General features: G+C 36.2%; 21 protein-coding genes. 10 read left to right on the top strand and 11 right to left on the bottom strand.

What is annotated here, in order from left to right; all coding sequences use genetic code 11:
• Nucleotides 1-554: 554 nt before the first annotated feature.
• From purU to HAV12_RS17210, 6 genes are all read right to left on the bottom strand, one after another.
• Entirely contained in the window at nt 555-1,409 is an 855-nt protein-coding gene (purU, locus tag HAV12_RS17235; RefSeq protein WP_171570754.1) for a formyltetrahydrofolate deformylase, read from the bottom strand.
• Nucleotides 1,410-1,566: 157 nt separating this feature from the next.
• A complete protein-coding gene (locus HAV12_RS17230; RefSeq protein WP_132035713.1) occupies nt 1,567-2,292 on the bottom strand; it encodes a DUF4197 domain-containing protein in 726 nt (241 codons plus the stop codon).
• 153 nt (nt 2,293-2,445) lie between these two features.
• On the bottom strand, nt 2,446-3,006 hold the full coding sequence (locus tag HAV12_RS17225) for a hypothetical protein (protein WP_171570753.1): 561 nt from the start codon (nt 3,004-3,006) through the stop codon (nt 2,446-2,448).
• A gap of 26 nt (nt 3,007-3,032) precedes the next feature.
• Complete coding sequence (locus HAV12_RS17220) at nt 3,033-3,653, bottom strand: hypothetical protein (protein WP_171570752.1); 621 nt, start codon at nt 3,651-3,653, stop codon at nt 3,033-3,035.
• A gap of 29 nt (nt 3,654-3,682) precedes the next feature.
• The gene (locus HAV12_RS17215) at nt 3,683-4,102 is read right to left on the bottom strand and encodes a cytochrome c oxidase assembly factor Coa1 family protein (RefSeq protein ID WP_171570751.1); all 420 of its coding nucleotides are present in this window, start codon (nt 4,100-4,102) and stop codon (nt 3,683-3,685) included.
• A 129-nt stretch (nt 4,103-4,231) separates the two neighbouring features.
• Nucleotides 4,232-5,842: a murein L,D-transpeptidase gene (locus tag HAV12_RS17210; protein WP_171570750.1), complete on the bottom strand. Its 1,611-nt coding sequence runs from the start codon at nt 5,840-5,842 to the stop codon at nt 4,232-4,234.
• Between the two features lie 297 nt (nt 5,843-6,139).
• On the opposite strand from HAV12_RS17210, the gene HAV12_RS17205 reads away from it, so the two are divergent.
• The 4 genes from HAV12_RS17205 (at nt 6,140) to HAV12_RS17190 (ending at nt 12,971) form a co-directional block, all read left to right on the top strand.
• The gene (locus HAV12_RS17205) at nt 6,140-9,580 is read left to right on the top strand and encodes a methylmalonyl-CoA mutase family protein (RefSeq protein WP_171570749.1); all 3,441 of its coding nucleotides are present in this window, start codon (nt 6,140-6,142) and stop codon (nt 9,578-9,580) included.
• A gap of 792 nt (nt 9,581-10,372) precedes the next feature.
• Nucleotides 10,373-10,783: a helix-turn-helix domain-containing protein gene (locus HAV12_RS17200; RefSeq protein ID WP_171570748.1), complete on the top strand. Its 411-nt coding sequence runs from the start codon at nt 10,373-10,375 to the stop codon at nt 10,781-10,783.
• A gap of 53 nt (nt 10,784-10,836) precedes the next feature.
• Nucleotides 10,837-12,039 (top strand): hypothetical protein, encoded by a 1,203-nt coding sequence (locus HAV12_RS17195; protein ID WP_171570747.1) that lies wholly within the window; start codon nt 10,837-10,839, stop codon nt 12,037-12,039.
• Between the two features lie 101 nt (nt 12,040-12,140).
• Nucleotides 12,141-12,971, top strand: coding sequence for a hypothetical protein (locus tag HAV12_RS17190; protein WP_171570746.1), 831 nt, complete (start codon nt 12,141-12,143; stop codon nt 12,969-12,971).
• A 73-nt stretch (nt 12,972-13,044) separates the two neighbouring features.
• On the opposite strand, the gene HAV12_RS17185 is transcribed toward HAV12_RS17190, so the two are convergent.
• From HAV12_RS17185 to HAV12_RS17175, 3 genes are all read right to left on the bottom strand, one after another.
• The gene (locus HAV12_RS17185; protein WP_171570745.1) at nt 13,045-13,431 is read right to left on the bottom strand and encodes a secretion protein; all 387 of its coding nucleotides are present in this window, start codon (nt 13,429-13,431) and stop codon (nt 13,045-13,047) included.
• 369 nt (nt 13,432-13,800) lie between these two features.
• Nucleotides 13,801-14,208: a secretion protein gene (locus HAV12_RS17180; protein ID WP_132035678.1), complete on the bottom strand. Its 408-nt coding sequence runs from the start codon at nt 14,206-14,208 to the stop codon at nt 13,801-13,803.
• Nucleotides 14,209-14,679: 471 nt separating this feature from the next.
• Nucleotides 14,680-15,084, bottom strand: coding sequence for a T9SS type A sorting domain-containing protein (locus HAV12_RS17175; protein WP_171570744.1), 405 nt, complete (start codon nt 15,082-15,084; stop codon nt 14,680-14,682).
• 449 nt (nt 15,085-15,533) lie between these two features.
• On the opposite strand from HAV12_RS17175, the gene HAV12_RS17170 reads away from it, so the two are divergent.
• The 3 genes from HAV12_RS17170 (at nt 15,534) to HAV12_RS17160 (ending at nt 18,175) form a co-directional block, all read left to right on the top strand.
• A complete protein-coding gene (locus tag HAV12_RS17170; protein WP_171570743.1) occupies nt 15,534-16,406 on the top strand; it encodes an AraC family transcriptional regulator in 873 nt (290 codons plus the stop codon).
• A gap of 259 nt (nt 16,407-16,665) precedes the next feature.
• On the top strand, nt 16,666-17,535 hold the full coding sequence (locus HAV12_RS17165; RefSeq protein WP_171570742.1) for an alpha/beta hydrolase family protein: 870 nt from the start codon (nt 16,666-16,668) through the stop codon (nt 17,533-17,535).
• A gap of 124 nt (nt 17,536-17,659) precedes the next feature.
• A complete protein-coding gene (locus HAV12_RS17160) occupies nt 17,660-18,175 on the top strand; it encodes a hypothetical protein (protein WP_171570741.1) in 516 nt (171 codons plus the stop codon).
• 70 nt (nt 18,176-18,245) lie between these two features.
• On the opposite strand, the gene HAV12_RS17155 is transcribed toward HAV12_RS17160, so the two are convergent.
• Both HAV12_RS17155 and HAV12_RS17150 read right to left on the bottom strand, forming a co-directional pair.
• Nucleotides 18,246-19,214: a TerC family protein gene (locus HAV12_RS17155; RefSeq protein WP_171570740.1), complete on the bottom strand. Its 969-nt coding sequence runs from the start codon at nt 19,212-19,214 to the stop codon at nt 18,246-18,248.
• A gap of 350 nt (nt 19,215-19,564) precedes the next feature.
• On the bottom strand, nt 19,565-20,578 hold the full coding sequence (locus HAV12_RS17150; RefSeq protein ID WP_115847512.1) for a glutamine synthetase beta-grasp domain-containing protein: 1,014 nt from the start codon (nt 20,576-20,578) through the stop codon (nt 19,565-19,567).
• Nucleotides 20,579-21,007: 429 nt separating this feature from the next.
• On the opposite strand from HAV12_RS17150, the gene HAV12_RS17145 reads away from it, so the two are divergent.
• The 3 genes from HAV12_RS17145 to HAV12_RS17135 all read left to right on the top strand — a co-directional run bounded on the left by HAV12_RS17145 (nt 21,008) and on the right by HAV12_RS17135 (nt 25,348).
• Nucleotides 21,008-23,197 carry a glutamine synthetase III gene (locus HAV12_RS17145; RefSeq protein ID WP_171570739.1) on the top strand — a complete coding sequence of 730 codons (2,190 nt, stop codon included), beginning with the start codon at nt 21,008-21,010 and terminating at the stop codon, nt 23,195-23,197.
• Nucleotides 23,198-23,470: 273 nt separating this feature from the next.
• Nucleotides 23,471-24,649: an AIR synthase related protein gene (locus tag HAV12_RS17140; protein ID WP_171570738.1), complete on the top strand. Its 1,179-nt coding sequence runs from the start codon at nt 23,471-23,473 to the stop codon at nt 24,647-24,649.
• A 342-nt stretch (nt 24,650-24,991) separates the two neighbouring features.
• Nucleotides 24,992-25,348 (top strand): hypothetical protein, encoded by a 357-nt coding sequence (locus tag HAV12_RS17135; protein ID WP_171570737.1) that lies wholly within the window; start codon nt 24,992-24,994, stop codon nt 25,346-25,348.
• Nucleotides 25,349-25,388: the final 40 nt, after the last annotated feature.

Below are 25,388 nucleotides of genomic sequence, written 5' to 3'. Positions count from 1 at the left end.
CTTGCGAACTTTGCGGTTAAATCTCGTAAAGTATTGCAACCTGAAACTTTAAACCTGAAACAAAAAAACAAAAACTCATACAAAAAAAGAATGCCGGCATCTCGAAGACGCCGGCATCATTTAACTAACCAAAACCAAAATAATAAATAACCAGTTTATTACATTACAAAGATCAGACATATATGAATCGTAAGCTGTTAAGGTTTTGTTATTACTTTGTTGGACATAAGTTAAGATTTTTCGATCTGTCCGTTTGAGTAATCTGTAGCATTAAATTACTTTTGATTATTAAAATATAATAACAATCAAATTTTCTTATGAATATCGAAAGGCTTTTTGTTTTCGGTTGGTAAAATGCTAAATGTCAGTATTCTAGATTCTTGTAAAAATTAACAATTGCAGTAAGAAGACTGTTTAAAATGGATGAGATCCGAGAGGTTTTTGAGGTTAGGTACAAAGGTTCAGAGATGCAAAGGTTCAAAGGTTTTTACAATAAACCCGACAGGTTTTAAAAACCTGTCGGGTTTGTTTTATTAAGTTGCCCGTTAAATTTTCTAAGAGAAAACAACTGTTTTATTACTATACACCATCGTCTTGCGTTCTGCATGAAGTTTGATTGCACGTGCCAGTACAATTCGTTCCAGGTCACGTCCTTTCATGATAAAATCTTCAACGGAATGAATATGGGAAACCCTGGCAATATCCTGTTCAATGATTGGACCTTCATCTAATTCTTCCGTCACATAATGACTGGTGGCACCAATAATTTTCACACCACGTTTAAAAGCCGAATGATAGGGTTTAGCACCCGGAAAGGCAGGTAAAAACGAATGGTGGATATTGATAATTTTATTTTCGTAAAGCGAAATCAATTTTGGGGTGATAATCTGCATATAGCGCGCCAAAACGATAAAATTAATCTGATACCGGTTCAGTAATTCAATTTGCTTCGCTTCACCTTCTTCTTTATTGTCTTTTGTAAACGGTACACAATGAAACGGAATATCAAAACGTTCTGCAATCGATCGTAAGTCGTTATGATTACTAATGATTACCGGAATTTCAACATTGAGTTCATCGGCACTGTAACGCCCCAGAATATCAAACAAACAATGATCGTATTTAGATACAAACAAAGCCATTTTAGGCTTTTGCTCCTGATTATACAAATCCCAGGACATATTAAAATCGGTAGCAATGGTTTCCTGGAACTCTTTTTTTATCGCATCGATACTGCTGCTGTAATTGGCAAATTCACATTCGAGACGCATAAAAAAAACGTTTTGCTCCACATCAACATGCTGATCGATATAAATAATATTTCCTTCCACTTTGGCGATAAAGGTAGTAATTGCAGCAATAATTCCTTTTTGGTCTTTGCAGTGAATCAGAATCGTTATTTTTTGCATTTTTCTGGTTGTTTTTTTGTTTTTATTTTTTAACCGCAAAGTTCGCAATGCCCATAGCTATCGATATACGCTGGGAGCGCAAAGTTTTAAAACCTTTGCACCTCTGAACCTCTGAACCTTTGCAACTTTGCAACTTTGCAACTCTTCAGCTAAAAAATTATTTCCCGTCCTGCATGGCAAAAACACTTTTTAATAAAGGGGTTGTTCTTGCGCTAATATTATTACGGATTTCTTTTTCTTCAACGGCAATCATTTTAAAAACACCCACCAAAGCCTTATTGGTCGTGTAATCAGTCAGATCCGGATTTACTTTTTTAACCAACGGAATAGTGTTGTATTTGTTGATAATCTTAGACCATACCACATCGGCACCTACTTTTTCGAAAGAGCTTTTGATCACCGGATTAAATTTTCCGTACAAAGCTGTTGTTGTACTGTTTTGCAAGTAGCTGGTTGCAGCACTGTCGTTTCCAAGCAAAATATTTTTAGCATCTGTAAAAGACATATTTTTTACTGCCGAAACAAATATCGGGGTTGCTTCTTTTACGGCATCTTCTGCTGCGCGGTTCAACACTTTGATCCCTTCATCGGCAAGAGAGCTTAATCCTATTTTTCGTAAAGTAGCATCCACTTTTTGAAGTTCTTCCGGCATTAAGATTTTTACGGCTTCATTTTTGTAAAAACCGTCAACAGCGGTCAGTTTGCTTACCTGTTGTGTAATTCCTTTATTTAAAGCTTCTTTTAAACCGGAAGCAATATCAACGCCGCCAACTCCAATTCCGGGAATCTGTGAAGATAATTGTGGTAGTTGGTTTAATGTTTGTTGTACCTGGGCACATGAAGTAAGCGAAAATGCAAATGCCAGAATGATGATCTTTTTCATTTATTGGGGATTTATTAAGTTTCAAAAATACTACTTATTCAAAAACAAAGCCACAATTTTATTTCAGCAGCAGAAACAATTTGTTTTAGAATTAACATTACTAAGCAGATTTCTGTTTTTTGTACAGAATGTCGGTAAAACGGAGCGTTTTTTTTAAGGCCAATACATTCTCACATTGTATTCCCAATAAGTTTTGCTTGAAATATAAGCAGGCTCTTTTTCTGATAAGGGAAGATTATTAGTGTCAAACAATTTAATTCTGATGATTTGCTCTTTGCTATCGTCTTTCAGATCGATATTTCCTTCAGCATCGTCTATCAATTTCTTTTTTTGGAGATATTCGTTTTTTTTCTCTACTATAAATTGCACTACGGCTTCATTTTGAGATTCTCTTTCACCGGCCCGTTTTCCCTGCAGATCGAAAGTTTCTATTTTTTGCAGATAATTATTTTGATAAGAGAACAATTGAAAAGCAATACCGCCATGTTGTATTTGAAGTCTATGATTCAATAATCGAAAACGGAGCACCTGATTTTTAGGATTGGTATATTCCAGCGACCCATTTCCTTCCGCATCGATGGTACTGGATAAAAGTTTATTGGGTTTTGAAAATTGTGCAATTCGTTCGGTATGGGTATGATATCGTGCATCAGATTGTGCTGATCCTAAAATAGTGTTCAGTAGGGCAATACATAAAAGTAATAATGATTTCATAGGATGTTATTTTAAATTGCGGATCGTTAATTAAATCCGCCTTCAATGTTTTTTCTGCCGGTGCGTTTGATTTCATTTTTAGTGAAAGTAAAGATAGATTCTTCAGTCCATTTCCATGTATGTTTTGCATTAAAATCGAAACCAACGGCACTGTACGTGATGGTAATAGTATTATCAACGGTAAGCATGCGGAGTTCGATAAAACTGTCCTGAATATTGGCCGAAGCGGGCGTTCTTTTGCAAGTCTGTAAATCTTCAAGAATTTTTTGATCTCCTTTAAACCATTCTCTTAAAAAAGACAAATGTTTCTCCGAACACTGATACCCCAGATCAAGAGCTGCGAGTAATTTACATTTTAAATTACTTTCGTCAGTTTTTTTATCCCCGTCCCAGTCACAATCATTGCCTACAAAAGTCGTAATATATCCCAAAGCGGCACGTTGCTGCTGGGTTATGGTTTTAAGATAACTTTCATTTATATGGAAAGTATCATTTTCCAGCCAGAATATTTTAACATCCTGGTCTGAAAGTATCGGAGCGTAAGATTTCTTATGTAAAGGAAGAACCTGATGCCTCAATGATGTTTTAGAAAAAGAAGCAGCATTAAGACTTAAAAAGAGGAGCAGGGCGAGAAAGTGTGTATTCATAAATTGAAAGTGATCTGAATGTTGTAATTTTATTTCTCCAGTAAATTAATTTCTTTTTCTGTGGCATTAATGTAAACAGACAATTCATCATACGTCCATCTTACTTTTTTATGTGCTGTTACAAATAAAATACCGGTTCCTTTAGGCCCTTTTATCGGAATTTCCAGATCACATTCCCCTGTATTATTACTCACATTAATACTTCCGGAAGGCATTCCGTCCGTTTCAACAGGACTGCCTAATTGCTGCACCACTACTTTGTTTTGTGTCACCTGATGCATCGCGTCTTTATAAACATCAGAATCTTTCATTAACGAAGTGACTCCGAAAAAAATTCCTGCTATAAAAAGTCCAAGAAGGACAATAAGGCTTAAACATCCGGTTGGAACAAACCATTTCCAGTTTCTGTCCCACCAATTTTTTTTAACTTCAGTATGATTTTCTTCCATAATAAAAAAAGGGTAATTTTAAATTTGAGTTTAGTACCTGAAAGATATTCTTTTTTCTTTCAAATTCTAAATCAAACCTAAAATTACCCGGTAAAAAACTTAAATATCAGTTTTAAAAAAATCTATATACTAATTGTTAAACGCCATAGATTCCTGAAACATGATTTTGTTCAAATCATTATCTTTTTCATAGACATCCTGAAAAAAGCTTATTTCGCCTGATTCATTTACCCATGAAGTAAAATAACAAATATAAATTGGTACTTTGTTTGGTAATTTAAATGTAATTTCCTCTTTACCTTCCATTGCTGTGTCTATTCTGTCAGCAGTCCATTCCGGATACTCTTTCAGCATGGCAATGGCCAGGTTTTTAGCCTCTTTTACATTGATACAACCGTGACTGAACGTTCTTTTTTCAAAGTCAAACAATGTTTTCGCCGGTGTATCGTGCATGTAAATATCTTCCGGATTCGGGAAAATAAATTTCACTAATCCAAGAGAGTTTTCAGGGCCTGGTTTTTGTCTCACCTGACCGTTTTTCATCTCCATATTATGTTCTGCCAGATAATTAGGATCAGAGGCTATTTTTGATTTCAGTTCATTATCCACAATACTTTGCGGAATGGTCCAGTACGGACTGAAAACGATTTTATCAATATTTCCGCTAAAGATGGATGTTTTGGTCAATGCCGAACCCACAAAAACACGTGATGCCAATTCTGTTTTTCCGTTTTTCACATACACCAATTCAAAAGAAGGAACATTCACCATAATATATTCTTTGTCTTTCACCAATTTTGGAGAAATCCAGCGACAACGTTCCATATTCACAGACAGTGTTGTTATTTTATCGGCTATTGGCGTATTCATGTCTTTAATATGTTCCTCACCTAAAATATAGTTGGGTTTAAAGCCATTTCTTAATTTGTATTTCATCACGGCATCCATCATTTCACGATCGTATATATCGCTTTTAGAATCGTTTTCTAAATCTCCCATTACAAACAGGCGGTTTCTGACCTGGGCAATTGTTTTGAAAACAGCATCGGGACGTAAATCTTTATAGGGAGTTGCCGTTTCAATAGGCGTCCATGTACCGTCTTTTTCAATTTGTCTGTATTTTTCCAACGCACCTTGTAATTTATAATACTGATCAAAAAGCAATTCGTCATTTTTCTCCAATAAAGCAGGGTTTACAATAAGAGAATCTAATAAAGTCTCGTAAGACAATTGTTTTTTAGGCAGCATCCAGCCCGTCTTTTTTACCGTTTCGGCATCAAGTCCTTCATAAACCTGGCTCATATAAATAATGTAGGCGGCACTTAACAAAAGATCTGAATCTGATTTTGATGGTCTTTCTTTACTTTTTGTGTTAAAGATTTTATCAATTTCATTTTCATAAGGAATTTCAATTTCCAGTCCTTCCTCATGTGTCAGTTTTAGTTTTTGGTGCAATAGTTTACCAAATTCGTTAATTTTATTGTCTTCATACCAAATAGACTCGTAAGATCTGTTTTGGTACAGGGCGGCTATTTTATTTTGGTATTTTTTTAAATCGGTATAGCGTTTAAAAAAATCATTCAGGACGTCATTATCTATCACTGGATCAGAATCATGTACGACTTCAAAATAAAATTCTTCTGATTTTTTACTCTCTGCAAAATCATTTTTTATCGAATCAAAAGAACAAGTTGTAAATCCGATCAATAGAATTACGGCGATTGGATATAATGTTTTCATTGTATTAAATTTTTACGTTTCTACTTACTAAGTATGAAAAGTATCGGGTAAAAATTTGGGGCATTTCTACACTGCTAAATTACTTTAGTTACTTGAGGAGCAAGTTGTTATATTTTATTTAAATGTTGCGAAATTTCCATGTCCTATAAGCTTGTACGTAATAAATACAGCGATGGTTTAAATTGTTACCCTTATAATGAAAAAAAACGTATTTTTTTTGTTAACATAAAGCTATCGTAGTGATCGAATATTAAAATATTTTGTAAATTGCTCCCTTAAAATTATCATATTCATAAAATGGAACAACAAAAACCATATAATCCTAAAAATAAAGTAAGAATTGTCACAGCTGCCTCACTGTTTGACGGACATGATGCTGCAATTAATATTATGCGACGCATTATTCAGTCAACGGGTGTAGAAGTAATTCACCTGGGTCATGACCGAAGTGTTGAAGAAGTGGTCAATACCGCCATTCAGGAAGATGCCAATGCGATTGCCATGACATCGTATCAGGGTGGACATAATGAATACTTTAAATATATGTATGATCTGCTTCAGGAAAAAGGAGCCGGACACATCAAGATTTTTGGAGGCGGGGGCGGAGTCATCCTGCCAAGCGAGATTTCAGAACTGCATGAATATGGTATTACCAGAATTTACTCTCCCGATGATGGCCGTTCTATGGGGCTACAAGGAATGATTAACGATCTGGTAGAACGTTCCGATTATCCGATTGGAGACCAACTAAACGGAGAGATTGATCATATAGAAAATAAAATTCCAACCGCAATTGCCCGTTTGATTTCGGCAGCAGAGAATTTTCCCGAAATTGCAAAACCGGTTTTCGATCAGATTCATACCAATAACGCCGATTCTAAAATTCCGGTTTTAGGAATCACCGGAACAGGTGGAGCCGGAAAGTCCTCTTTGGTAGATGAACTGGTTCGTCGATTTTTAATTGATTTCCCTGAAAAAACAATCGGGTTAATCTCTGTCGATCCATCCAAAAGAAAAACAGGAGGAGCATTGTTAGGAGACCGAATCCGTATGAATGCTATTAATAATCCTCGCGTTTATATGCGTTCATTGGCGACACGTCAGTCCAATCTGGCTTTGTCTAAATATGTAGCCGAAGCGATTCAGGTTTTGAAAGCCGCTAAATACGATTTGATTATTCTGGAAACTTCCGGAATCGGACAATCGGATACCGAAATCATGGATCATTCCGATGTTTCTTTATATGTAATGACACCTGAGTTTGGTGCGGCGACACAATTAGAGAAAATCGACATGCTTGATTTTGCTGATCTCGTAGCGTTGAATAAATTTGATAAAAGAGGAGCGTTAGACGCCATTCGGGATGTCAAAAAACAATACCAGCGCAATCACAATCTTTGGGATAAAAATCCGGACGAGATGCCGGTTTTCGGAACCATTGCCTCGCAGTTTAACGATCCGGGAATGAATACGCTGTACAAAGCGATTATGGATAAAATCGTCGAAAAAACGGAATCCAGCCTGCATTCGACTTTTGAAATTACGCGTGAAATGAGCGAGAAAATCTTCGTGATTCCGCCACACCGTACGCGTTATTTATCTGAAATTGCCGAGAGCAACAGAGGGTATGATGAAATTGCCCTTTCACAGCAAAAAGTCGCACAGAAACTCTACGGAATTTTTAAAACCATAGAATCGGTTTCCGGAAAAGTACCGCAAATTACCAAAGCCGGAATCGATGACTCGACTGTCCTTCCGGGCGGAGTCGAGGAACATGACGAAAACAGAATCTTCCTAAATCTTTTACTGAATCAGTTCGATAAAGTAAAAATGGATTTAGATCCGTACAATTGGGAAATTATCCTGAATTGGGACGAAAAAGTAAACAAATACAAAAATCCGGTATACTCGTTTAAAGTTCGTGATAAGGAAATCAAAATCGCCACCCATACCGAGAGTTTATCGCACCTGCAAATACCAAAAATTGCTTTACCTAAATATGAGGCGTGGGGCGATATCCTGCGTTGGAACTTACAGGAAAATGTACCGGGTGAATTTCCTTTTGCCTCAGGATTGTATCCGTTTAAGCGTGAAGGCGAAGATCCGTCCAGAATGTTTGCAGGAGAAGGCGGACCGGAAAGAACCAACAAACGTTTTCACTACGTAAGTGCGGGCTTGCCTGCAAAACGACTTTCAACTGCTTTTGACAGTGTGACTTTATACGGAAATGATCCGGATATTCGTCCTGATATTTACGGGAAAATCGGGAATGCCGGAGTTTCCATCTGCTGTCTGGACGATGCCAAAAAACTGTATTCCGGTTTTGATCTCGTGCATGCTATGACTTCGGTAAGTATGACCATCAACGGACCGGCACCTATGCTGTTAGGTTTCTTTATGAATGCCGCAATCGATCAGCAATGTGAGTACTATATTAAGGAGAACGAATTAGAAAAAGAAGTTGATGCTAAAATCAACCAGATCTACAAAGCCAAAGGTTTGGAACGCCCGAGATACCAGGGCGATTTACCGGAAGGAAACAATGGTTTAGGTTTAATGCTTTTGGGGGTTACCGGAGATGAGGTTTTGCCTTCGGAAGTATATAACGAAATCAAAGTCAGAACGCTGTCACAAGTTCGAGGAACGGTTCAGGCTGATATCCTGAAAGAAGATCAGGCACAAAACACCTGTATTTTCTCAACAGAGTTTGCGTTGCGATTGATGGGCGATGTTCAGGAATATTTTATTACCCAAAACGTTCGTAACTTTTATTCGGTTTCGATTTCAGGGTACCATATTGCCGAGGCAGGAGCCAACCCGATTACACAATTGGCCTTTACGCTTTCGAATGGTTTCACTTACGTGGAATATTATTTGAGCCGTGGCATGAGCATCAACGATTTCGGACCAAACTTATCGTTCTTCTTCTCGAACGGAGTAGATCCTGAATATTCGGTAATTGGTCGTGTGGCACGTAAAATCTGGGCGAAAGCCATGAAAAACAAATACGGCGCGAACGAAAGAGCTCAAATGCTGAAATACCATATTCAGACTTCCGGACGTTCGTTACACGCACAGGAAATTGATTTTAATGATATCAGAACCACTTTGCAGGCTTTGTATGCGATTTACGACAACTGTAATTCCCTGCACACGAATGCTTACGACGAAGCGATTACCACACCAACCGAAGAATCAGTGCGCAGAGCCATGGCGATTCAGTTGATTATCAATAAAGAATTAGGACTGGCGAAAAACGAAAACCCGATTCAGGGATCGTTTATCATCGAAGAATTAACCGATTTGGTAGAAGCAGCCGTTCTGCAGGAATTCGACCGCATCACAGAACGTGGCGGTGTTCTTGGGGCCATGGAAACCATGTACCAGCGTTCTAAAATCCAGGAAGAAAGTTTGTATTACGAAACCCTGAAACACAACGGAGATTTCCCAATTGTGGGTGTCAACACCTTCCTGAGTTCAAAAGGTTCACCAACGGTAATTCCGGCAGAAGTCATTCGCGCCACCGAAGAAGAAAAACAATATCAGATTACGATGCTCGATAACCTGCATCAGTTTCACGAAGCAAAAGTAAACGAGCACTTAAACAAACTACAGGAAGCCGCGATTAAAAACGAAAACTTATTCGCCCATTTAATGGAAGCTACAAAGGTTTGTTCGCTCGGTCAGATTACTTCAGCCTTGTTTGAAGTGGGCGGGCAGTATAGAAGGAATATGTAGAATTTATTTTTTTATAGATTTAAGGAAACCTCTCAGATAATGGGAGGTTTTTTGTTGTAAAAAGAAATAATTGGAACGGAATATAGTGACGGGTACAAAGTCAGGAGACTTCGCACCGCAATTGCGGACAATTAGTCGAGCAATTATTGTAAATAAAATCAAGAATAAAACAACAATATTCCAAACCGTTTGTCATTTCGACGAAGGAGAAATCTTCGCAAGAAACTCCGCAACAGGACATGCTCAACACGTGGAGATTTCTCCTTCGTCGAAATGACAATATTGTGGTTGTTCTATCGGATTACCTCGGCTCTGCGAAGTCTCCTGACTTCGTACACGCTCCAATAATCCACAAAGCGAATAAAAAAATAATTGGAACGGAATATAGTGACGGGTACGAAGTCTGGAGACTTCGCACAGCAATTGCGAATGCTTAATTGAGCAGTGATTGTAAACAATAAAATCCCACATTGTTTGTCATTTCGACGAAGGAGAAATCTTCGCAAGAAACTCCGCAACAGGACATGCTCAACACGTGGAGATTTCTCCTTCGTCGAAATGACAATATCGTGGTTGTGCTTACTGAGTAATCCCTTTGCTTGTTCAACTAGGTTTTAGCGTGTAAAAATATAGAGTAGCTGGTTTTCATTATAAGTAAAATCTTATATTTGCAAAACACTGCAGAAAACGAATGGATTTCTACTGTACCAAATTATTTTTAGTCGTAGGGTACCGCTTTAAATATCTTTTTACATCTTGCCAGTTATTACACTTAATTATTATCTTTGAATTATGAGCACACTAACAAAACCAAACCACATAGGGCGAAAAATCAGCCGTATTCGTGAACTTCGTGATATGAAGCAGGAAGCTTTGGCGCAAGCTTTAGGAACCAACCAACAGGCTGTATCTATTATAGAAAATAGTGAAACGATTGATGAGGAAAAATTGATTGAAGTAGCAAAAGCACTGGGTGTAACGGTGGAAGCTATTAAGAATTTCTCAGAAGAAGGAGTTATTAACTATTTTAATACTTTTCACGATTCTGGGAATAATAGTTTTGGCGATAATAATGTTCTTACTTTTAATCCGTTAGATAAATTAATGGAAACAGTAGAGGAGAACAAAAAATTGTACGAACGTTTACTGCAATCTGAAAAAGATAAAATCGAATATTTAGAAAAATTACTACATCAGAAATAAAGATATTAAACCAAAAACCTTTCAGAAATGAAAGGTTTTTTTATTTTAGTGTTATGAAAAACGCGGTCTATTCTATTCTCTTTCTTTTGGTTACGGTTTTTGGTTATCCGCAGGACAAGCCATTGTTGCCAACGGGCATTATTATCGATTCGGTAAAAGTGGCAACTGCTCCAACAGAATCGTATGCCCTATATTTCCCTAAAAAATACGATGGTAAAACGCCATTGGCAGCGGTTTTTATTTTCGAACCGGCTGCGAGGGGTAAAGAAGGAATTGCGCCCTTTATTCCGGCAGCAGAAACGTACCAGTATATTTTGGTATGCTCGAATAAGTTAAAAAACGGATCCATTCAAAACAATATTGCGATCGCCAACCGATTGTTTGATGCCGTATTGGAAAACTATACCGTTGATACTGCGCAACTGTATATCGCCGGTTTTTCGGGTGGTGCACGATTGGCCAGTTATTTCGGGATCTCCACGGGCGCTTTCCAGGGGGTTATTGCTTGTGGCGCTTCTTTTAATGATATGGATAAGTTTATACCGCCTTCTAATAATTTCTCCTATGTGGGTATGGTGGGAGACAGGGATATGAATTATCAGGAAATGACAGCTAACAAAGCGTGGCTGGACAACGCAAAAATTATAAACACGCTTTTTATAGTGCATGACGAACATGTCTGGCCAAAACCGTCTGAAATGCTCCGCGCCTTTGAATGGCTCGAAATTCAGGCCTACAGGAAAAATATAAGACCCAAAAACGATTCTATTCTGAAAAGAATTTATGAAGCTAATTTGCGAATTGCCGATAGTTTAAGGACGAATAACGAACTGGTGCTTTCGGTGAATGCCTATGAAAGAGGAATTACTTTTTTGAATACAACGGATGACAATTTTCTAAGAGCTCAGATTGCCGAAATCAAAAAATCCAAAGCGTACAAAGAGGAAACAGCAAAAACAGAAAAGATAAAGGTTTTAGAAAACGAAATTTTAGATAAACTCTGGCATCGTTTTGACCAGGAATTAAAACCGGCTAAGCTTACTACTAATTTTAAGTTCTGGAAATCTGAAATTAACGAGCTGAATGTGATGAAAGCAGACGACAAAAATCCGTTAGCCCAAAATATGGCTATCCGGATATTAAACTGGTTTCAGGTTTCGGTTTATGAAACCGGGCAGGAAAATAAACGAAACCAGCAAAATGAGAAGTTTGCGTATTGTCAGGAATTGTATAAAATGATTACGGAAACTAATTAAAGAAAAAAGTTGTGGCTGTGACAAAATAAAAATAAATTAATTTTTGTCACAACTTTTTTTCTGACAGTAATTATTATCTTGCTTAAAAAATAACAGCCTATATGTCAAAAAGTATAAAACATTTATTTACAATTTTAGTTGTCGGAATTTGTCTGGCTTCCTGCAGCAGTGCTGATGAGGACGCACCAGATACAAATACAGATCCTTTGGTGAAACAAATAAAGTTTGAGGGAGCTCATTTGGATTTCAGTCCTCTTTCTTCAGAGGTAAACTTTAATTTTGAATATGATAGCAGTAATAGATTAACCAAAAAAATTGGTGGTTATTTACCACTTCCTCCTGAAACCTTTTTTGATGCATTTTTTACAGATAAGGCATATACATCTTTGGTGTACAGCACTAATAAGGTTACCGTTGAAAATTTTTATGATTCGGATATTTATGCAGTAGCTAAAGGAACCATTTATTATACCTTAAACAGTGCTAATCTGATTGCCGAAAAAGAAGTACCCAACAGGATCGCTATTAATTCCAGAAAGCAGGTTTATAAATATGCAGAAGGAAAACTTACAGAGGTGATAACCACCTATCCTAATATGACCTACTATCCGGAGGATCCAACCGATTATATACTGACATTCTCTGAAAAATTCTACTACGATGCCAATAATAACTTAGCGAAGACAGAATATACAGAGTTGCATAATGGAAAGAGCGAAGGCGAGAAAATCGTAAGGACTTTTGAAGATTATGATACTTCTTATAATCCGTTTAAGAGGATGCAATTATTAGAGGAATATTTTTATCGTTCGCTTTCCAGAAATAATTTCAGAAAATATACCGAGACTTTATATTACTACGACAATGTTTCAACAAAAGAAACGGGCTGGACATTTGTTTATGATGCTCAGGGGAATATTATAGTTAATTAGTAATAAACTCTAATAATAAAAAAAGACAGCTCTTGAAAAGCTGTCTTTTTTACGTTTTCGTTAAAACCAAAAATTAACGACGGAATGCCGGACTTTCGTTTACAGATTCGTCAAGTTTACTTGTTTTTGATTTTTTAGCTGAAACGGTGATTTCATGCTTTGCAATTTTGCCATTTTCATTAACTTCCAAAGTATAAGTTCCAGCCGGGTAAGCTTCTAAACTTAATGTTTTTGAAATTTCTAATTTATCTGCAACAGATGTTCCTGTGTACAATAAATTATTATTTACGTCGAAGATTGAAAAACTTGATTTTTCAACGGTGTTTAAAGTAAAGCTGATTACTTTTCCGTTACCGGTTTTTATATACAAGATATAATCCCCTTTTCCATCAATTGCGTAGGTTAAAACAGTTGTTAAAAATACGGCTACAACTAGGCCAAATTTGGTAAATTTTGTCATGTTTTTTTTAAATTTTAGTATTAATCGTGGTTGCGCAAAACTAGAAAAAGAAATTGAATTTTATGCAAAAAAATATCTTTTTTACAGACATAAGTTGCTGAATTAAAACTCTTTCTGTGTTTTGTCTGAACTATGTACGCAATTGCTGGGCTCTTGGATGTTTTTAAAGTGATTTTTTTTAATACTTTAAAAGACAGCTCTTTAAAATTATTAAGAATAATTTTTCAATTGAAAAATAACGATGATCGTTTAGTGGAATTTGAGCATAAAAAAACAGCTCAATAACCACAAAGAGCTGTTCTTAAAACAATCAGTTTTTACTTTACTAACTATCTAACCTCATTTTTATACTATGCGGGTATAAAATTTTTAGCGCGCTGCTACACTGCTGTTTTTAGCACTAAAACCAGCTTTGTAAACCGATGAAACTGCCTTTTTTGATAAAACAGATGTTTCGTCAGTGATGGTAATTTCATGTCTCACTTTTTTTACATTATCTTCTACTTCTAAGAAGTACGTTCCCTCAGGAAATTCTTCTAAACTAAAAGTTCTCAAAATTCCATCTTTACCCGAAGCGCTTTCAGAATAAATTAGAGTACCTTCTTTGTCATAAATCGCTAAGTTTGCTTTTTTAACCTGGTTAAGGGCAAACGTAATTAGTTTTCCATTCGCTTTTAATACATGAAGATTAAAATCCTCATTCCCGTCGATTGCATAAGAGCTTGTTCCTGCAAAAAGCACTGCACATACTAAACTTAATTTTAAACTTGTTTTCATGATTTTCGTTTTTAAATTAATAGTTCTAATTCTCTGATGCTAAATTACTTATATCTTACAGAATCCTGCACAACTCTATTGGCTGATTTCGATGCTGTATTCTCATTTACGAAACCGTTATAGGTTAAAATTTAAATTATATTTATCGTTTTAGTTAATTAGCTTGTTATTTTTCAATGTTTTGTTTGAATTAAGAAAATGTAAATTTACCTGTGGTTCTTACAAAAAAAATACCATTGTAAAATTTAACCGCAAGGGCCGCAATGAAATAAAACGCAAAGTTCGCAAAGCTTATCATTATTAAACTTTTACGAACTTTGCGTTAACCCTGGCGCCTTTTGCGGTTAAAAAAAAGGCATAAAAAAAACAGCTCAATAACCACAAAGAGCTGTTTTAAAAAACAATTGAATGTTTTTAAACTTTACTAACTATCTAACCTCATTTTTATACTGTATGCGAGTATAAACTTTTCTAGCGCGTTGCTACGCTTGTATTTTTAGCAGAATCTGCTTTATAAATTGAAGAAACTGCTTTTGTAGATAAAACAGATGTTTCATCAGTAACAGTAATTTCATGTCTTACTTTTTTTGCATTGTCTTGCACTTCTAAGAAGTAAGTTCCTGCCGGAAATTCTTCTAAGCTGAAAGTTCTAAGAATCCCGTCTTTACCTGAAGCACTTTCAGAATAAAGTAAAGTTCCGTTTGTATCATATATAGCAAGGTTTGCTTTTTTAACCTGATTAAGAGCAAATGTTATTAGTTTACCATTTCCTTTTAATACATGAAGATTAAAGTCTTCATTCCCGTCAATTGCATAAGTGCTCATTCCTGTAAAAAGTACTGCACATACTATACTAAGTTTTAAAATCTTTTTCATGGCTTTATTTTTTTAAATTGTTGTTCTTATTTGTTGATGCTAAATTACTTCAACAATACATTTTTTATCACAACTCTATTTGCCAATTTATATGCTATATTCTCATTTACGAAACCGTTATAGGTTAAAATTTGAATTATTTGAGGTGTTTTTGTTAATTCGGCTAATATTTTTCAATGTTTTTTAAAAAATGAAGTTCCTTAAAATTTTCTGTTTTTCTTACAATTATGTGATATGCACATAAAAACACCCAAATAAATACGATTTATAAAAAAATAAGCAGGAAAAAAAATGAGACCTCAAAAAAAGGACAGTTTTGCCGATAATTCACAATTGAATAATTTAGAAATTATATGCTTTATTCTCAATTGCGAAACCGTTATAGGTTAAAATTTGAATTATTTTAGGTAATTTTGTTAAATTTGCTATTATTTTTTAAAGATTTGATCATGAAGACTATCGCCCCGGCTCTTGAAGTCATTTCTAATTCCTACGGAAGTTCTTTTGCGTATACCAAACATGCTCAGAAGACGAACAGTAAAGCCCATTTATGGCATTATCATCCCGAAATTGAATTGGTTTATATCAATGGAGGCGCAGGAAAAAGACAAATCGGAAGCCACGTTTCCTATTATACAAATGGCAGTTTGATTTTGATTGGTTCTAATCTGCCACATTGCGGTTTTACCAATGAACAGACAGGAAATACAAACGAAATTGTGATTCATATTAAACCTGAATTCTTAGGGAATGACTTTTTTGGAATTCCGGAAATGAAAAAGGTTCAGAATATTTTGAGTCAGTCGAAAGCCGGAATCGCTTTTGGCGGAGAAACCAAAAAGAGAATAGGAGACCAGATTGAAATGATGGAAAATCAGCTTCCGTTAGAACGTCTGATGACACTTCTGAGTATTTTAGATGAATTAGAATCTTCAGACGAATACACGATACTTAATGCCGATGGTTTTTCTCTCGAACTGAATGCACAGGATAGTGATCGGATTAATGTGGTTTTTAATTATGTAAAAGATCATTTTCAGGAATCGATTGCTATAGATGAAGTTTCAAGTTTAGTGAGCATGACAACGCCTTCTTTTTGCAGGTACTTCAAGAAAATATCCAACAAAACCTTTACGGAGTTTGTAAACGAATATCGTTTGGTGCATGCCTCCAAACTTTTGGCCGAGAAACCGATTACGATAAATGAAGTTTGCTACGAAAGCGGTTTTAATAATTTCAGTCACTTTAGTAAGTCCTTTAAACAGTATACCGGTAAAAGTGCTTCGCAATACCGAAACGAGCATAAGATTATTATTAAGTAAAGCCTGGCTAACCGCAAGGCTTTTTTTTTAACCGCAAGGTTCGCAAAGGTTTGAACTTTTTTATCGCAAGGTTCGCAAAGTTTTTTAAAATCCAGCTTGGCGAACCTTGCGGTTAACTCAATAATTAATTACAGGAAATATCTTTGCGACCTTTGCGGTTAAATCTACTCATTCTTTATCAAAAAAAGGAATCAGATTTTTCATATACTATATTCTGAAAAAGTTATATTTACAATCCCTAATCAGAAAAAATATCAATATGAAAAACTTTAAATTTTTAGTGTTTACATTTTTATTGTGCATTTCCTCAATGAGTTATGCTGCAAAAGTAGATACTTTACAAATTGCAAGTACAGCTATGGGCAAAACCTACAAAGCCGCAGTTGTATTACCGAACTCTTACGCTAAAAGCAAATCGACTTTTCCGGTTCTGTATTTGTTGCACGGTGCTTACGGGCACTTTAGCGATTGGTTAAAAAACACGCCGAACAAAAAATTAGTGCAAGGCTTATCCGACCAGTACAATATTATTATTGTGATGCCGGAGGGAGAGAATTTTAGTTTTTATCTGGACAGTCCGGTAAATAAAGAAAGTCAGTTTGAGACATTTATTACGCAGGAAGTCATTCAGAAAGTAGATAAAACGTACAGAACGATAAGTAACAGAAACGGACGTGTGATTACAGGACTTTCTATGGGAGGTCACGGCGCATTGTATTTGTCGGCCAGGCATCCTGATTTGTTTTGTGCTGCCGGAAGCATGAGCGGAGCGGTAGACATGGGCGCGATGCTCAACAGAGACTCCTCGGCTCAGGTAATAAAATTAATGCAGCCTGTTTTTGGTGATAAAAGCAGTAATTCTGAATTGTACGAGCAGAATTCCGTAATGGGAATGCTGGACAAAATAAAAGCGAACAAATTATCTTTAATTATAGATTGCGGGGTTGATGATTTTTTAATAGAACCCAACAGAGAACTACACCGAAGATTAGTCTATAATAAGGTAGATCACGATTATACCGAACGACCGGGAGCGCATACCTGGGAGTATTGGGAAAATTCATTGCCGTATCATTTGTTGTTCTTTAATAAAATACTGCTTAAAAATCAGGTAGTTGTCAAGAAATAGCATTAAAGGATATAATAAGAAATAGTAAAAAGTAATAAAATTTATAACAAATTAGTTGCATTTGCTTTTTTTGGTTTGATTTTTGGAATACCTTTATATATAAACCTAAAAATATATAAAAGTTATGAAAAAGATACTTACGCTTTTCGCAGTTGTTGGATTAATAATGTTTTCAAGCTGTGAAGGACCAGAAGGGCCTCCTGGACAAGATGGCGGAATTTTACTCCCTTATGTTTATGAAATGAATAATGTTAACTTTGCTGGCCCAGATTTTGCTGTGACTAGCACACCGTCAGGAATGTTGTCGGGAGATAATGTTTTGGTATATGAGCTAGTTAGCACAACGGGAGGAGACAGCTGGGCATTGTTGCCTCAGATATATTACTTTAATGATGGTTTAGAAACTGCTCAATATAACTTTAACTTTTCTAAAAACAGAGTTACAGTTTTTATTGATGGAAGTTTAAGTGATTTATCTCAGTTGCCAGCTAGTTTTAGGTTAGGAAAAACATTCAGGGTTGTTATTATTCCAGGAGATGATGGAATAAATGCAAAAAAAGTAAAAGCAGATTATTCAGATTATAATGCGGTTATTGCAAAATATAATATTGATGATAGTAATGTTAAGAGTCTAAACTGATTGTTAGAATAGAAATAAAAAAGGAGATCTAATGATCTCCTTTTTTTTTATATCTATATTTTTCAAGAAACTATTCCATATCTGAATCCGTCAATTCTTTTTCTTTTCCAAATTTTAAAGAAACCAAAATCCCTACCAAAAGTGACAAAGCAATAAACGCCAAAGAAGCCCATTCCGGAACCTGAATAAAATCATGCAACAGCATTTTTAGTCCTACGAAAGCTAAAATAGCCACCAGGCTGTATTCTAAATAACTGAATTTTGCCAGCATATTGGCCAGGAAGAAATACATAGAACGCAATCCAAGAATCGCAAAAATATTAGAACTGAATACTAAAAACGGATCAGATGTTATGGCAAGAATGGCCGGAACGCTGTCTACAGCAAAAAGAACGTCCATAACTTCGATAACTATTAAAGCTACAAATAATGGGGTTGCTGCTTTTTTTCCTTTTTCGGTTAAAATGAAAAATTTCTCATGTTCCATGTGAGAAGTAATCGGAATAATTTTTCCTAAAGTTTTGTACACAAAGGAATCTTTTGGATTAAAATCTTCATCATCTCCTGAAAATAGCATTTTCACAGCAGTAAAAATTAAGAAAAGGCCGAAGACATAAGTGGTCCAGGCAAACTTGTTGATCAGCATAACGCCGAAGAATATCATTAAACCACGGAAAATCACAGCGCCTAAAATTCCCCAGAACAAGACACGGTGCTGGTATTTTTGGGGTATTTTGAAGGAGGCAAAAATAATAGCGATTACAAAAATATTATCAACGCTCAGCGATAATTCGATTAAGTAACCTGTAATAAACTTCATGGAAGCGACTGCAGGTTTCAGGTTGTCCGGATTTTCAATATAATCGGTGGTGTACAGCCAGTAAATTACGCCGGAGAACAAAAAAGAAAGTGTTACCCAGATAAGAGTCCATTTGCTGGCTTCTTTGGTGCTAATAATATGAGGTGTTTTATTGAAAACTCCCAAGTCTAAAGCAAGAATAAAAACAACGGCTAACAAAAACAAAATCCAGACTATCATGATATATTTTTTTAATGATTTACAAAGATAGTTTTTGAATTTTAACTTAAAAATTAAATATAAGAAACTTACTCTGAAATTTTATAAATAGGGGAGGTTTTAAAAACTTTTCCCGTTTGCTTTATTAGATAGTAGCAATCTATTCTCAATATAGGTCAATTTCGACGTAGGAGGCCCGGGCGATAGCGAACAGACGAAGTAAAATCACACTGAAAATTCTGCATAGTATTTCGCCAATCTTTGTAGAGTTGCCAGTGTGATCCCTCGTTCCTCGGGATGACAAATAATTGCGAAAAAAAAGAGACTGCCTTTTTGGGCAGTCTCTTTAAGTATATATTATAAACTATGAATTATAGTGCTGATTTTACAGTTTTGATAATTCTTGCTGCAATTTTGTATGGATCACCGTTTGAAGCTGGTCTTCTGTCTTCTAACCAGCCTTTCCATCCTTTTTGAACTGTCATTAAAGGAATTCTGATTGAACAACCTCTGTCAGATACTCCATAAGAGAAATCGTGAATAGATGCAGTTTCGTGTTTACCAGTTAAACGTTGGTCGTTGTAAGCTCCGTAAACCGCGATATGCTCAGCAGTAACAGGTCTGAAAGCCTCACAAATTCTTTCGTAAGTAGCCTGGTCTCCACATGTTCTTAACACCTCGTTAGAGAAGTTAGCATGCATACCTGAACCATTCCAGTCTGTATCTCCAAGTGGTTTTGGGTGATATTCTATATAGTAACCATATTTTTCAGTCAAACGATCTAATAAGTATCTGGCAACCCAGATCTCATCTCCGGCTTTTTTAGCACCTTTAGCAAATAATTGGAATTCCCATTGTCCGCAAGCAACCTCCTGGTTGATTCCTTCAAAGTTGATTCCTGCAGCAATACATAAATCAGCATGCTCTTCTACTAATTTTCTTCCGTGTGTGTTTTTTCCACCTACAGAACAGTAGTACATACCTTGTGGAGCAGGATATCCTCCAACAGGGAAACCTAATGGCAATAAAGTTTTAGTGTCCATAATGAAATATTCCTGTTCAAAACCGAACCAGAAATCACCATCGTCATCAATAGTAGCTCTACCGTTAGAAGCGTGTGGAGTACCATCAGCATACATAACTTCTGTCATTACCAACCAACCATTAATACGGGTTGGATCCGGGTAAATTGCAACAGGCACTAATAAACAGTCAGAAGATCCTCCTTCAGCTTGTTTTGTTGATGAACCATCAAATGACCAGTTTCCAAGTTCTTCTAATGTTCCTTTGAAATTTTCGTGTTCTTCAACTTTAGTTTTACTTCTAAGATTTTGAGTTGGTTCATATCCATCTAACCAAATGTACTCTAACTTAATTTTAGCCATAATAATATAAATTTATTTTTTTTTGTTTTTTCGCTGGGTCAAATATAGATTTATTTTTTTAGTCCTAAAAATTAGGGGGCTATTTTGTTTAGCTGACTATAATTTTTTGGATAAGCGCAATTTTCAGAGGGGTATATTTTTAAAAAAGCAATTTTTAATAGCTATTAAAAATAAATTCGTAATAATTAAGCATGTTTTTTGAATTTAGTGCTCCATCAATTGCGAAAAATTGTTTATTTAATCAGGAATACTGTCATAATTTGTTATATTTCTTTAATTCAAATTCATTATTCTTGGTAAAAAGCTTCTTCTGTTGCAAAATCTTCGCATAAAATTCTATTATTTATGTTTAAAACAGGGGGTTTAATTGCTTATATTTGTTCCTCTTTTTTTAGTTAAAATCAGTATGAATATTTTAAAATTATATACATGTCAACATTACGTTTCCAAGCTTTAAAAGAAGCTTCTACCAGAAAGCCGGTACATTTTGAAGAAATAGACAGAAAGTCTAACATTTTTGGTTCAAATGTGTTTAATGAAAAAGCAATGAAGCAATATTTAACTTCAGATGCCTTAAAAGGAGTACGGGACGCCATTCAGCACGGAACTAAAATAGACAGAAAACTGGCCGATTACATTGCCATGGGAATGAAAGAGTGGGCGCTTGCAAAAGGTGTTACCCATTATACCCACTGGTTTCAGCCACTGACGGGAACAACGGCAGAAAAACACGATGCTTTTTTTGAGACCTCTTACGACGGCAGTGATCCTGTAGAGAAATTCGGAGGTGCACAACTGGTACAACAGGAACCCGATGCCTCAAGTTTTCCGAACGGGGGAATCAGAAACACCTTCGAAGCCAGAGGTTATACCGCCTGGGATCCGACTTCTCCGGCATTTATCTACGGAACCACTTTATGTATACCAACAGTGTTTATTGCTTACACAGGAGAAGCATTAGACAATAAAATTCCGTTATTGAGAGCTTTATCGGCTATGGATGAGGCGGCAACAGAAGTGTGTAAATATTTTGATAAAAATGTCAAAAAAGTAACCGCAACGTTAGGCTGGGAACAGGAATATTTCCTTATTGACAAAGCGCTGGCCAATTCCCGTCCCGATTTAATGATGACAGGAAGAACTTTATTGGGACATACTTCGGCAAAAGGGCAACAATTAGACGATCACTATTTTGGATCTATTCCAACTCGTGCCTTAACGTATATGAGAGACTTAGAGCAGGAATGTATGCTGTTGGGAATTCCGGTAAAAACACGCCATAACGAAGTAGCACCCAATCAGTTTGAGCTGGCTCCGATTTTTGAAGAAACCAATCTTGCCGTAGATCATAACTCTTTACTGATGGATGTCATGCAGCGAGTAGCAGAGCGTCATGATTTTAAAGTACTATTTCACGAAAAACCTTTTAAAGGCGTAAACGGTTCCGGAAAACACAATAACTGGTCGCTGGCAACCGATACAGGAGTCAACTTATTAAGTCCGAGTAAGACACCAATGAGTAATTTGCAGTTTTTAACTTTTTTCATTAACACGATTAAAGCCGTTAATGATTACGAAACATTGTTAAGAGCTTCGATCGCGACAGCAAGTAACGATCACAGGCTAGGGGCTAATGAGGCACCGCCGGCTATTATCTCGGTTTTTATCGGGGCACAGTTGACAAAAGTATTGTCAGAACTTGAAAGTGTGACTACCGGAAAATTATCTCCTGAAGAAAAAACAGATTTGAAACTGAATGTAGTGGGTAAAATTCCGGACGTTCTTCTGGACAATACCGACAGAAACAGAACATCGCCTTTTGCCTTTACAGGAAATAAATTTGAGTTCAGGGCTGTGGGTTCCAATGCCAACTGTTCGAATGCCATGACGACGCTGAATGCCATTGTAGCCAAACAATTGAAAGATTTCAAAACAGAAGTGGACCATTTGATTGATTCGAAAGACATGAAAAAAGATGATGCCATCTTTAATGTTTTAAGAGAATACATTAAACAATCTAAAAAAATACTTTTTGAAGGTGACGGTTACAGCGACGCCTGGGAAAAAGAAGCAGCAAAAAGAGGCTTAAGTAATTTTAAAACCACACCGGAAGCCATTAAAGCTAAAGTTTCGAAACAAGCATTGGATTTATTTGAAGAGTTAGGGATTTTAAACCATATTGAAGCCGAAGCCCGTTATGAAATTGAATTGGAAGAATACACCAAGAAAATCCAGATTGAAGGACGAGTTTTAGGCGACATTGCCAGAAATCATGTCATTCCGACTGCTATTCGTTACCAGAATACTTTAATTGAAAACGTAAAAGGTTTAAAAGAAATCTTCGGAAAAGAGTTTGAAACGATTGCAAAAGAGCAGATTGTTTTGATAAAAGAAATTTCAGGCCATATTGAGGGAATCAATTCTAAAGTTCTGGCCATGACAAATGAAAGAAAAACAGCCAATCAGCTGACCGACGCACAAAAAATGGCAGAGACGTATTGCAATAAAGTAAAACCGTATTTTGAAGATATCCGCAATCACTGTGACAAATTAGAATTATTGGTGGACGACGAAAGCTGGACGTTAACCAAATACAGAGAATTGTTATTTACGAAATAGGTTTTTTTAGCCACTAATTGCACGAATTTTCACGAATCTGTTTTTTTGTTTTGTAAATAGTGCGATCTAAAGTAAACTGTCTTTTTTAAACAATTCTAAAAAGTTTAAACATTCAAAAATCATCCGCTAAGGATGATTTTTGTTTTTCAAAAGAAAAAAATTAGTGAAAATTCGTGTAATTCGTGGCAAAACTTTTTACAATCCACTTACGAATCATTCGAAGAATTAAAAAAAGGGATTATCTTTGCACCACATCAACACAAACTAATTTTCATGAGTTCAGATTCTAGCAAAAGGTACGCACAAAGAGGTGTTTCGGCATCAAAAGAAGACGTACACAACGCCATAAAAAATATCGATAAAGGTTTATTTCCTCAGGCATTCTGTAAAATTGTCCCGGATTATTTAACTCAGGATTCAGAACACTGCCTGATTATGCACGCAGACGGAGCGGGAACAAAATCCTCTCTGGCCTATATGTATTGGAAAGAAACCGGTGATATTTCAGTTTGGAAAGGAATCGCTCAGGATGCTTTAATCATGAATATCGATGATTTATTATGTGTTGGCGCTACCGATAATATTCTGCTTTCTTCTACAATAGGAAGAAATAAAAACCTGATTCCTGCCGAGGTGATCTCTGCGATCATTAACGGAACCGAGGAATTAATCAACGAGTTAAAATCTTTTGGCGTAACGATTCATTCAACAGGCGGGGAAACTGCAGACGTTGGTGATGTTGTTCGTACCATAATTGTAGATTCTACGGTAACAGCCCGCATGAAACGCAGCGATGTAGTGGATAATGCCAATATCAAAGCCGGTGATGTTATTGTTGGTTTGGCCTCTTTTGGTCAGGCGTCTTACGAAAAAAGCTATAATGGCGGAATGGGAAGCAACGGACTTACTTCTGCACGTCACGATGTTTTCGGAAAATACCTGGCTACAAAATACCCGGAAAGTTACGATGCGCTTGTACCCGAAGAATTAATTTATTCAGGTCAGGTAAATTTAACGGATGAAGTTGAAAACAGCCCTATAAACGCAGGTCAGCTGGTATTGTCACCAACCAGAACCTACGCACCGATTATCAAGAAAATTTTAGATACGTATACTCCAAACGAAATTCACGGAATGGTGCACTGCAGTGGCGGGGCACAGACTAAAATTCTGCATTTCGTTCAGAACTTACACATTATAAAAGACAATTTATTTCCGGTTCCACCCTTGTTCAAATTGATTCAGGAGCAGTCCAAAACAGACTGGAAAGAAATGTATCAGGTTTTCAACTGTGGACACCGTATGGAAATTTATGTATCCGAAAACATTGCTCAGGATATCATTGCGATTTCAAAATCATTCAATGTGGAGGCACAAATCGTAGGCAGAGTAGAAGCAGCTGATGTTAAAAAGCTGACCATTACCAGCGAATACGGAACATTTGAATATTAGTTTTTTTTTGAGGTTCAAAGGTTCAAAGGTACAAAGATTCTAAGGTTAATCGCTGTAGGGCGCACAGCAGTGCGTTTAACTATTACGAGCTAATCGAAATATTTAAATATAATTTATTTCACCATATAAGTAATATAAGTTCATGTAAGAATTAGGCTCAGTGGTAAATGTATGAGCGGTTAAAGTTTAATATGGATTGAGCAAAGTCAGGCTAAATGAATTCAAGTGTCAGGCTGAGCGAAGTCGAAGCCCATTCTTAATTTACAAGACCATAGGCTTCGTTTAGAATGCCAATGGCTTATATTATCTTATAATCACTAATATGGTAAAAAAAACAAGCATATGTACGAATTACTTTTTTGGAAATATTTAGACGAAATTTACCTGAACCATCACGAGGTTTACGAAGCCCTTGTGGAAGAACAGGAAGTAGAAGGCCTGGAGAAACTTCCGGTTGATGTGATCATGAACCGAATCAGATCGGTATTTTCGCAATGGGAAAAAGTAGATGACAACAGCTGGAAAAATACCGCAGAGAAAGGCGCTTTTCAGGTTATAACTACGCCACAAAGTGTTAGAATCGACTGCTACGGAACCGAAGGTAAAACAATGAATCAGCTCGTAAGTCTGATGGAAGAATTCAAATGTCCGTTGTACGATCCGCAGGTGCCGGAGCGCTATGATGAAATGAGTGAATAATTAAACTTTGCGAAACTTCATGATATTTTTAGTGTAGCTC

Origin of the sequence: Flavobacterium sp. CLA17 (assembly GCF_013112255.2) — a bacterium.
Taxonomy (GTDB): Bacteria; Bacteroidota; Bacteroidia; order Flavobacteriales; family Flavobacteriaceae; genus Flavobacterium; species Flavobacterium circumlabens.
Note: the sequence above shows the minus strand (reverse complement) of the source record. Positions and strands in the feature narration are given on the sequence as shown.